Genomic DNA, 10348 nt, shown 5'->3' on the forward strand with positions numbered 1-10348 from the left:
CCCCACATTCTCCGGCGTCACCAGACCGACCAGCCGTCCGTTCCCATCATCGACGCCGACCGCGGGCAGGCTCTTTTCCTGCATCAGGCGCAGGGCCTCCTCCAGCTTGCCGTGCCGATGCACCACGGGGATGTCGGGGCGCATCACCTCCAGCACCGGCGTGTCCGGGCCGCGGTCGCGCAGGGCGCGGATCAGGTCGTCGCGGGTCAGCACGCCGCGCAGTGTGCCGGCCCCGTCCACCACCGGAAACTCGTGCTGGGTCGTGCGGATCAGGCATTGCACGGCGTCCTCCAGAACGCCGGAGGGCGGCAGCGTCTCGAAGCGGGTGACCATGGCGTCCGACACGACCACGCCCTGGGTGATCTCGCGCATCTGCACCGCGTGCGCTTCCGACGAGGCGCCCAGATAGACGAACAGGGCGATGAACAGCAGCATCGGGTTGCCGAACAGCCCGAGCAGCCCCAGCCCTATGGCCACCGCCTGCCCGACCGAGGCCGCCATCTGGGTGCCGCGGGCATAGCCCATGCGGCTCGCCAGCACCGCCCGCAGCACGCGCCCGCCGTCCATGGGGAAGGCCGGGATCAGGTTGAACAGAGCCAGGAACAGGTTCACCACGGCCAGCCGCGACAGCACGTCGATGCCGGCGTTCCGCACCTCCGCCGCCTCCGCCGGCACGAAGCCGCCGAGCGCGGCGTAGAGCAGCGCCGCGATCACCAGATTGACCGCCGGCCCGGCCAGCGCCACCACCAGCTCCTGCGACGGCTTCTCCGGCAACCGCTCCAGACGGGCCACCCCGCCGATGGGCAGCAGGGTGATGTCCGGCGTGCGCACGCCGTAGCGCCGGGCGGCGAAGACGTGGCCGAACTCGTGCAGCAGCACGCAGAGGAACAGCAGCGACAGGAAGACCACCCCTTCCAGCGCCGCCGGCCAGCCGCCTTGCGCGTGGTAGGCGGCGCCGATCCACAAAAGGAACAGGAAGAAGGTGATGTGTATGCGGATCACCGTGCCCTTCACGGTGCCGATGGGGATCGACCAGCTCATCCCGACCTCGCCTCGCGCTGTGACCGATGTGGGTGTGATCCTTATGTGGTGTCGCGCAGCGCACAGCGGCATAGGCGAGTCGGGAATGCCTGGGGCACCTCAAGCGTCTTCGCTCAGCATCCTCTTCAGCACACGTTCCTTCATCGCCTTGGCCATCGCCGCCAGGAAGACGCTGAAGATCATCCCGCTTGTCAGGGTGGCGACCGTGATCGTGAAGAAGGCCGACACGATCAGGTCGGCCGCGTGATGGCCGCTCGACACCAACACCGGCTGGTAAATCAGGATGCCGGCAATGACGGCCCAATGGCTGGTGCAGTAGAAGCAGTGCATGAGGTGTCCCACCATGGGGTGGACTTTGGTCGCCCAAGCCCGCAGCGGGGCGAACAGTTCGGTCTGGGTGATCGTGATGGAGATGCTGGACGAGGCAAGGGCGATCACAAGGCAGGTCCAGAAGGCGGCCCAAGCCTGCGGGTTGACAGTGTCCGTCATGGAAACTCCGTCGGGAGGAAGGGGGATTGGCTCTGATGGGGAGCGTGGCGTGGCGGCGCGGCATGTTGGAGCCGAGTGGCTTGGCCGTCCAATCACGTAACTTATAATGATACATGAAAGGACGAGTCAAGCCGCCCCACCGCTCTTGCCTGCGGGTGGAATCCCAAGGTCAGAAACTCGTTCAGCGTTTCGTCGGTTCGTGCGCCGACGCGTTGGCGGGAAGCCGTTGGCGGAATTCGCGGGACAATTCGGCGAGCGTGACCGATTGGAGACGTTCGATGAGTATGGCCTCGGCCTGCCGCAACGCCTCGCTCATCGAGCCGTTCACGACCCGCTCCACGAGGCAGTCCGGATTGTCGTTGTCGAAGCCGATCGCGAACAGCCGCTCGGTCCCGACGGCACGATGGATGTCAAGCAACGTGATTTGGCTTAGATCGCGCGCGAGCGTCCACCCTCCGCCGTGTCCCTTCACCGAATGGACGTAGCCGGCGCTTCTCAATCCGGCCATCGTTCGGCGGACAACCGCCGCGTTGGTTCCCAGCATGGCGGCCACGCGCTCCGACGTGATGGGCTGGCTTTCTTCCGCCATGTGCAGCAGGACATGGAGCATGCGGGATAACCGGCTGTCGATCCTCACGGTGGCGAAACTCGTTGCAGGGAGAGGGGGGTGTCGGCCCTGCCGGGACGGGACCGACCATGTCCGACTGTACCCTTCGCTCCGGAACGGCGCCAGAGCCCCTCAATGCCGCCGGTTCACCCGGTCTACACCGCCTTCAAGTAACGGACCGGCCGGCCGGGGGACAGCGCCTCCGCGGCGCGGACGATGGCCTGGGCGTCGATCCCGTGGTGGCGGTAGAGGTCGGCGATGGTGCCGGTCTGACCGAAATGCTCGACCCCCAGCGCCCGCGTGCGGTGGCCGTGGACCGAGCCCAGCCAGCCCAGCCCCGCCGGGTGTCCGTCCTGCACCGTCACCAGCGCGCAATGGGACGGCACCCCCTCCAGCAGCCGTTCGACGTGGGAACGCGCGTGGGGCTTGCCGCGCTCGCGCGCCCGTTGCGCCGCGCTCCAGCCGGCGTGCAGCCGGTCGGCGGAGGTGACGGCCAGCAGCCCGACGTCGCGGCGGTCCTCGCCGAGCATGCCCACCGCCTCGATGGCCTCCGGCGCCACCACGCCGCTGTAGGCGACCACCACCTGGGCGTTCGGGCCGGGACGGCGCAGCCAGTAGGCGCCCTGGACGATGCCGTTCTCCAGCTCCGCGTCCATGCTGCGGACCGGCTGTTCCAGCACGCGGGAGGACAGGCGCAGATAGACCGAGCCGCCGGTCTCGTCGCGCAGCCAGTTGCGCTCGTCGGGCTCCCCCTCGCCCTCCCGCTGCATGTAGTCGAAGGCCCAGCGCATGGTGACGGCCAGTTCGTCGGCGAAGGCCGGCTCGAAGCAGGCCAGCCCGTCCTGGGCCATGCCGACCAGCGGCGTGGCGATGGACTGGTGCGCCCCGCCCTCCGGGGCCAGGGTCACGCCGGACGGGGTGGCCACCAGCAGGAACCGCGCGTCCTGATAGCAGGCGTAGTTCATCTGGTCCGCCGCCCGCATGACGAAGGGGTCGTAGACGGTGCCGATGGGCAGCAGCCGTTCCCCGAACAGCGAATGCGACAGGCCCAGCGCCGACAGCAGGATGAACAGGTTGGACTCGGCGATGCCCAGCTCGAAATGCTGGCCGTCGGGGGAGAAGTCCCACGTGTAGGTGGAGGGGATGCGCTCCTTCTTGAACAGGTCGGCCAGAGCGCTCTTGGCGAACAGGCCGCGGCGGTTCACCCAGGCGCCGAGGTTGGTGGACACCGTCACGTCCGGGGCGGTCGTCACGATGCGCTCCGCCAGTTCGGTCTTCTCGCGCCCCAGCTCGTTCAGGATCAGGCCGAAGGCCGCCTGGGTGGACAGCGCCTTCTGCGCCGGGGCCGCCAGGGCCGCCGGCACCGGGACCGCCGCCGCGCCATGGCGGCGCCGTCCCTTGGCCGCGAAGGGCACGCGCTTCAGGAAGGCGTCCAGCTCCGCCTCCGGCCGGCTCAGCCCTTCGAAGCGGTCCCACTCATGGCCCGGACGGACGGCGTTGGCGGCGCGGAACGCCTCCATCTGCGCCGGGGTCATCAGGCCGGAATGGTTGTCCTTGTGCCCGGCCAGCGGCAGCCCGGCGCCCTTGATGGTGTAGGCGATGAAGCAGACCGGCCGGTCGTGCGTGCGCGCCTGGGCGAAGGCGTCGAGCAGCGAGGGCAGGTCGTGGCCGCCGAGGTTGCCCATCAGAAGGGCCAGCTCCTCGTCGGTGCGGCGTTCGATCAGCCGGGTCACCGGCCCCTGGTCGCCCAGATCGTCGAGCAGCCGCTTCCGCCACGCCGCCCCGCCCTGGTAGGTCAGCGCGGAGTAGAGCTGGTTCGGGCAGCGGTCGATCCAGTCGCGCAGGCGCTGGCCGCCCTCCTCCTGGAAGGCCGCCTGCATCAGCGCGCCGTATTTCAGGATCACCACGTCCCAGCCGAAGGCGCGGAAGATGTTCTCCAGCCGCTCCCACAGCCCTTCGCGGATCACCGCGTCCAGGCTCTGGCGGTTGTAGTCGACGATCCACCAGGTGTTGCGAAGCCCGTGCTTCCAGCCTTCCTGAAGGGCTTCGAAGATGTTGCCCTCGTCCATCTCGGCGTCGCCGACCAGCGACACCATGCGCCCCTCGGGCAGGCCCTTCGCCCAGCCCTTGGCCTTCACATAGTCCTGCACCAGCGAGGCGAAGAGCGTCTGCGCCACCCCCAGCCCGACCGAGCCGGTGGAGAAGTCCACGTCGTCCACGTCCTTGGTCCGCGACGGGTAGGACTGGGCGCCCTTGAAGCCGCGGAAATTCTCCAGATTCGCGCGCGTCTGGTTGCCCAGCAGATACTGGATGGCGTGGAAGATCGGGCTGGCGTGCGGCTTCACCGCCACCCGGTCCTCCGGGCGCAGGGCCTGGAAATAGAGCGCCGTCATGATCGTCGCCAGCGAGGCCGAGGACGCCTGATGCCCGCCGATCTTCAGCCCGTCCTGGTTGGGGCGTACGTGGTTGGCGTTGTGGATCGTCCAGGACGCGAGCCAGAGAACCTTGCGCTCCAGCTCGCGCAGGCAGGCGAGGTCGGCGTGGTTCGGAACGGTCGCGTCCATGTCTGTTTCCCTCTTGACGGAACGGCGGTCGATGATCGGTCAAGCCTATCATTTGTGCCGCGGCAGGAATTTGCAAAGTGGCGCCGGAAACCCGGCTCGTTTAGCATCGGATTGCGTGAATCCCGTCTAGACCGCAGAAAATGCCAAAAATCAAACTCGACCGCATCGACCGGAAAATCCTGGCCCTGCTCCAGCAGGACGGGCGGATGCCCAACAACGACTTGGCGGAGCGCGTCGGCCTGTCGCCGTCCCCCTGCCTGCGCCGGGTGAAGGCGCTGGAGGAGGCGGGCATCATCACCCGGCACGTCGCGCTGGTCGATCCCGCCGCGGTCGATCTGCCGGTGAACGTCTTCGTCAGCGTCAGCCTGGAGCGGCAGGTGGAGGAACGGATCGACGCCTTCGAGGCCGCGGTGATGGCGCTGCCGGAGGTGATGGAGTGCTATCTGATGACCGGCGACGCCGATTACCTGCTGCGCGTGGTGGTCCCCGACCTCGCCAGCTACGAGCGTTTTCTGAAGGACCATCTGACGCGGATTTCCGGAGTCGCCAACATCCGGTCCAGCTTCGCGCTGAAGCAGGTGCGCTACCGTACGGCCCTGCCGTTGGGCCACCTGGCGGGGTGAACTGAAAATTCGATGGCCCTCGGACCTGGGCGCTCAAAGCTCAATCTGAAAATGTCTGTTCGCCACTCTTGTCTACGGCAATGCGGGATCGGCGCTGTCAAATGCGCAAATCCCGCAAGCTCGATGCCGGGTTTTATCCGAACAGGAGACCCCACAGGCTGTAAGCGGAGTTTCCAACCTGAAGATATTCGACCTCCCCGGAGCCATGGGTGAGGTACCCATTGCTCACACCGAAGAAGTTATAGATTTCGACGCCATTGTCGTTGTATCCATCGGCGTAATCAGCCGCAGTGGTGATCGTCAACCTCAAACCAGTAACGTAAAACTGTAGATCATAGATGGAGGCATCATTGAAAATTACCCGATCCGCTGTTCCGGAGCTGTCGGAAATAGCGGAAACTCCACCATCATTGTTATAGTGGAGATAGATGTCGTTGCCGGCTCCACCATAAAGATAGTCCATGCCGATCACGCCACCGGAACCGGCGCTGGCCCCACCGTGCAGGATGTCGTCTCCGTCGTCTCCATAGAGATAATCCCAACCATCGCCACCCAGCAGAGTATCATTCCCCGCCCCGCCGGACAGATAATCGGATCCGGCAAGCCCGTTCAAAAAATCATTCCCGTTCAACCCATACAAATCGTCGTTGCCGTTGCCGCCATCCAGGTAATCGTCGAAATTTCCACCGCCTACGGTGTCGTTTCCTTCACCTGCATAAACATTCACCTGCTCGCTCGGATTCGTCGGAACCCAGTAATCGTTCCCAGTCGAAAGTACATACGTACCCATAATTATACCCTTCTTGCATTTGTTGACGATACGCAAAGCAACTATAAGCACGCTGTTTAATTGCTGTAATTCAGATTATATTCTTAGTGTAATTAGATAGCTAACTAATCATATCACTGTATGCGAAAATGCTTCGAGAGCTAAGCTTATTTCGGTTCATTGATTGTTATGGATGTTGTGGATATACTGAGAAAAGCCGTCTGCATATCCACTCCTCTTGTCTGGTGGCGTGGCGCGATACAGGAGAAAAAGATGAGCATGGTTAATTCTTTTAACAATGTGTCATCGACGTCGTCGGCTCAATATTCTCCGCAGAAAGGAAATCCAGGGGTCGATAAAAGTAAAGATAAACCGATTGAAAGTGTCAGCGCAAAAGCGGATCAAGTGTCATTGAGCCCTCTGGCGTCATCCTTGAAGGGCGATGCGCTGTCATTGTTCAGCAAGTTATCCAGCAATGACCGAAGCGCATTGGGGCTCTTCGTTTCATCCGGCCAAATGTCGTCCGATGAAATGAACGATGCGCTTTCGGGAAAACTGAAGGAATCCCGCAGCCAGACCTTCTGGAAGAGCGCCGTCGAGGCGGGTGTCGGACAGGAAACCGAAAGGCAGAAGAAGATCAGGACGCTTTCGGAAAGCATCGAGGCACGGATGTCCGCCATCGATAAAATTCCAGATTCGGCGTCACGCATGGATCAGGCCGTGGCGCTCACGAAGGAACTGCGAGGCGCGATGTGGGAACGCAGCTCGCTGATGAGTCAAGCGGACGAAGGCGCGACCACCGTGAAGTTGACGGCGGAATTCGCCTTGAACAAGATGGCGCGGACCGACTCGGAACGCGCGGCGGGGGACAAGCTCAGCGCTCTGGGCTTCAAGTCCGAAAGCTTCGATCAACTCTTGACGGACACGGCGACACAGGACATCGCGTCCATGTGACCGTTCTCCCGCTGTGACAACCGGCGCCTGCCGGCCGTAATCCCGCTGCCACAGCGTTCGGCATCCCGTCGCCCTGACCGCCGATGATGTTCGCAATGGAAGACCTGCGCCGCGTTTTGCCATAAAGAGTGTTGGAACAGGGGCGCGCGGCGATGTCTTCCGCTGACAGGCCCCGACCGACAGGCAAAGGCATCGGGAAGCAGGACGGGATGATGGACTGGGACAAGTTGCGGGTGTTCCACGCTGTGGCCGAGGCCGGCAGCTTCACCCACGCCGGCGAGGCCCTCAACCTCAGCCAATCGGCGGTCAGCCGGCAGATCAGCGCGCTGGAGGACAGCCTCGGCGTTCCGCTGTTCCACCGGCACGCCCGCGGCCTGATCCTGACCGAGCAGGGCGAGTTGCTGAACCACGCGGCGCGCGACATCTTCGCGAAGCTGTCGATGACCCAGGCGATGCTGAGCGAGAGCAAGGACGCCGCCAAGGGACCGCTGAAGGTGACGGCCACGGCGGCCTTCGGCTCGACATGGCTGACTCCGCGCATCGGGGAGTTCCTGGCGCTCTACCCGGACATCCAGCTCACGCTGCTGATCACCGACACGGAGCTGGATCTGGGCATGCGCGAGGCCGATGTGGCGATCCGCGTCAGCCCGCCGCGCCAGCCGGACCTGATCCAGCGGCATCTGATGACCTTCCGCTCGCACCTCTACGCGCACCGCCGCTACCTGGACCGCAAGGGAGAGCCGCAGACGGTGGCGGATCTCGCCTCCCACGATCTGGTGACCTATCCGCAGGAATTGCGCCCGCCCTTCGCCAACACCCACTGGCTGCGTGATCTGGTGACCGATGCGGTGGCCCGTGACCGGACCGTCCTACAGGTCAACAACCTGTACGCGATCTTCCGCGCCGTGGAGAGCGGGCTGGGCATCGGCTCGCTGCCCGACTATCTGGTGACCGGCCTGACCGATGTCTTGCGGGTGCTGCCGGACCAGTCCGGGTCGAAGGTGGACGCGTTCTTCGTCTATCCGGAGGAACTGCGCCATTCCAAGCGCATCGCGGTCTTCCGCGACTTCCTGGTCAAGAAGGTTGCGGAGAGCCAATTCTAGTTCCCGCTCAACGGGTTGGCCAACAAGGGGCGCGGCGCCGGACAGGGCCGTGCCCCTTTGCTTTTTCCGCCGTTTGGCTTCGGCGGGCGGTAGGCGGCGGGGCGAACCCCGTTTTCGTGTAGCGCCAATGCACGCATCGCGCGATTCGAAGACGAACCGCGCAATCCGCACCCGGCCTTCAAGCGGATTCGGCGATCGGTTCGGCGGGGCTGGACTCGCTGTCGAACAGGTCGGGGAAGCGCCGGGCCAGTTCGGGCAGGGAATTCAGGATCTCGCGCAGATGCAGGCGCATGGCGGCCTCCGCGGCGTCGGGACAGCGGGCGCGGATGCCCTCGACGATCTGCTCGTGCTGGGCGATCAGCCGATCCAGCGGAGTCGCCTGCGGCAGGCTGAGATAGCGCACGCGGTCCATCTGGGCCTTGGTTTCCTCCACCACCCGCCACGCGTATTCGCAATCGACGCCCAGCGCGATGGTGCGGTGGAAGGCTTCGTCCAGTTCCAGGAAGGACGCCGGGTTGGTGCTCGTGGCGGCCTCACGCTGCGCCTTCAGGTTGGCCTCCAGCTCCGCGACGGCGCGGGGCGGCAACCCCTCGCCGGCCTTGCGGGCCACGGCCAGCTCCACCGCCTCGCGGACGAAGCGGGCGTCCATCACCTGCTTGGCCGAGATCTTGACGACGAAGGTGCCGCGCTGCGGGCGGATGACCACCAGCCCGGATTCGCTCAGCTTGATGAAGGCCTCGCGCACCGGCTGGCGGCTGACGCCCAACTGCCCCGCGACCTCCTGCTCGGACAGCGGCTGGCCGGGCTGGAACTGCATCGTCACGATGGCGTGGCGCAATTCCCGAAAGACGCGGCGCGCGACGGGCTCCGTCGAATCCGGCTCGATCCTCCTCAACATGCTCCCCCAATCCCTTCTTTTTTCCGTCCGTCCCGCCGGTGCCCGCCCGGACGATCCTGTGCGGCGGATTCATCCTGCACCGTTCGCAAGCCCATGGACAACACCATTCTTGTATACTACCATACCAGTCGCGTATCGAACAATCGCCTCCGTGCAAGAGGCGTTGTCCTCAAAGGGAGGAAGCATGAGCATCATCACCCGCACTTGGCGCGTGGCCGCCCTCGGCTTTGCGCTGGCCACCGTCGCCGGCGGCGCGCTGGCCGCCGACTACACGCTCAGCGTCAACACGGCGCTGGCCCAGCAGGACCCGCTCTACAAGGGGCTGGAGGAGTTCAAGAAGAACGTCGAGGCGCGGTCCGGCGGCAAGATGGCCGTCCGCCTGTTCCCCGGCTCGCAGCTCGGCAAGGACGAGGACGTTCTGGAGCAGGCCCGCGCCGGGGCCGGCGTGGCGGTCGTCGTGGACGGCGGGCGCCTGGCCGTCTTCGTGAAGGAATTCGGCGTTCTGGGCGGCCCGTACCTCGCCCAGGGCTACGACGGCATCCGCAAGGTCGTCACCTCGCCGATGTTCGACCAGTGGTCGGACAAGCTGCGCAAGGCGTCGGGCCATCAGGTGCTGTCCTTCAACTGGTGGCAGGGCGAGCGGCACCTGCTGACCAACAAGTCGGTGAAGGGGCCGGAAGACCTCGCCGGCATCCGCATGCGCACGCCGGGCGCCCCGGTGTGGATGGAGACGATCCGCGCCATGGGCGCCACCCCGACCCCGATGGGCTGGTCGGAGGTCTACACCGGCCTTCAGCAGAAGGTGATCGACGGCGTCGAGGCCCAGCATCCGGCCAGCTTCGGCTCCCGCCTGTACGAAGTGACCAACCACGTCACCAAGACCGGCCACATCAACCTGATCACCGGCATCGTCACCAGCGCCGCCTGGTTCGACAAGCTGCCGCCGGAGCAGCAGACGATCCTGAAGGAAGAGGCTCTGAAGGCCGGCGACAGCGCGTCGCGCGCCACCCAGGCGTCGCTCGCCGACTTCGAGAAGCAGATGAAGGACAAGGGGATGACGATCGAGGAGATCGACGTGACCCCGTTCCGCAAGGCCACCGCGCCGGTCTACGAGAAGCTGGGCTACGCCGAACTCCACAAGGAGGTGGAGAAGCTGCTGCAGAACTGAGGCCGGGTTCGTCGCGCTGACCTTGCCCCCTCCCTGACCCTCCCCCGCTAACGCAGGGGAGGGGACATTTCTCCCTCCCCTGCTTATCACATCTGACCGCACCCGCGGGACTACCTGTGGAGGTATCTGGGG

10 protein-coding genes are annotated in these 10348 nt (G+C 65.0%); 4 read left to right on the forward strand and 6 right to left on the reverse strand.

Features of this window, described 5'->3' with window-relative positions; all coding sequences use genetic code 11:
- The 4 genes from GBZ26_RS21640 to GBZ26_RS21655 all read right to left on the reverse strand — a co-directional run.
- On the reverse strand, window positions 1-1041 hold a 1041-nt coding region (locus GBZ26_RS21640), incomplete at its 3' end, for a site-2 protease family protein (protein WP_174440621.1).
- A gap of 99 nt (window positions 1042-1140) precedes the next feature.
- Window positions 1141-1530 carry a DUF1360 domain-containing protein gene (locus GBZ26_RS21645; protein WP_174440622.1) on the reverse strand — a complete coding sequence of 130 codons (390 nt, stop codon included), beginning with the start codon at window positions 1528-1530 and terminating at the stop codon, window positions 1141-1143.
- Between the two features lie 181 nt (window positions 1531-1711).
- The gene (locus GBZ26_RS21650) at window positions 1712-2167 is read right to left on the reverse strand and encodes an Rrf2 family transcriptional regulator (RefSeq protein ID WP_174440623.1); all 456 of its coding nucleotides are present in this window, start codon (window positions 2165-2167) and stop codon (window positions 1712-1714) included.
- Between the two features lie 125 nt (window positions 2168-2292).
- A complete protein-coding gene (locus GBZ26_RS21655; protein WP_174440624.1) occupies window positions 2293-4701 on the reverse strand; it encodes a transketolase in 2409 nt (802 codons plus the stop codon).
- A 140-nt stretch (window positions 4702-4841) separates the two neighbouring features.
- Between GBZ26_RS21655 and GBZ26_RS21660 the strand changes: the two genes are divergently transcribed.
- The gene (locus GBZ26_RS21660; protein WP_174440625.1) at window positions 4842-5324 is read left to right on the forward strand and encodes an Lrp/AsnC family transcriptional regulator; all 483 of its coding nucleotides are present in this window, start codon (window positions 4842-4844) and stop codon (window positions 5322-5324) included.
- Window positions 5325-5457: 133 nt separating this feature from the next.
- Here GBZ26_RS21660 and GBZ26_RS30720 read toward each other — a convergent pair whose 3' ends face one another.
- The gene (locus GBZ26_RS30720) at window positions 5458-6114 is read right to left on the reverse strand and encodes a calcium-binding protein (RefSeq protein ID WP_174440626.1); all 657 of its coding nucleotides are present in this window, start codon (window positions 6112-6114) and stop codon (window positions 5458-5460) included.
- Window positions 6115-6366: 252 nt separating this feature from the next.
- Here GBZ26_RS30720 and GBZ26_RS21670 point away from each other — a divergent pair, with 252 nt between their 5' ends.
- Window positions 6367-7047, forward strand: coding sequence for a hypothetical protein (locus GBZ26_RS21670; RefSeq protein WP_174440627.1), 681 nt, complete (start codon window positions 6367-6369; stop codon window positions 7045-7047).
- A gap of 212 nt (window positions 7048-7259) precedes the next feature.
- Window positions 7260-8150 carry a LysR family transcriptional regulator gene (locus GBZ26_RS21675; protein WP_174440628.1) on the forward strand — a complete coding sequence of 297 codons (891 nt, stop codon included), beginning with the start codon at window positions 7260-7262 and terminating at the stop codon, window positions 8148-8150.
- A 178-nt stretch (window positions 8151-8328) separates the two neighbouring features.
- Here the strand turns inward: GBZ26_RS21675 and GBZ26_RS21680 are convergent, their stop codons facing one another.
- Complete coding sequence (locus GBZ26_RS21680) at window positions 8329-9048, reverse strand: GntR family transcriptional regulator (RefSeq protein ID WP_174440629.1); 720 nt, start codon at window positions 9046-9048, stop codon at window positions 8329-8331.
- 184 nt (window positions 9049-9232) lie between these two features.
- On the opposite strand from GBZ26_RS21680, the gene GBZ26_RS21685 reads away from it, so the two are divergent.
- The gene (locus GBZ26_RS21685) at window positions 9233-10216 is read left to right on the forward strand and encodes a C4-dicarboxylate TRAP transporter substrate-binding protein (protein ID WP_174440630.1); all 984 of its coding nucleotides are present in this window, start codon (window positions 9233-9235) and stop codon (window positions 10214-10216) included.
- Window positions 10217-10348: the final 132 nt, after the last annotated feature.

This window comes from Azospirillum formosense (assembly GCF_013340925.1).
In the GTDB taxonomy this organism is placed as follows: domain Bacteria; phylum Pseudomonadota; class Alphaproteobacteria; order Azospirillales; family Azospirillaceae; genus Azospirillum; species Azospirillum formosense.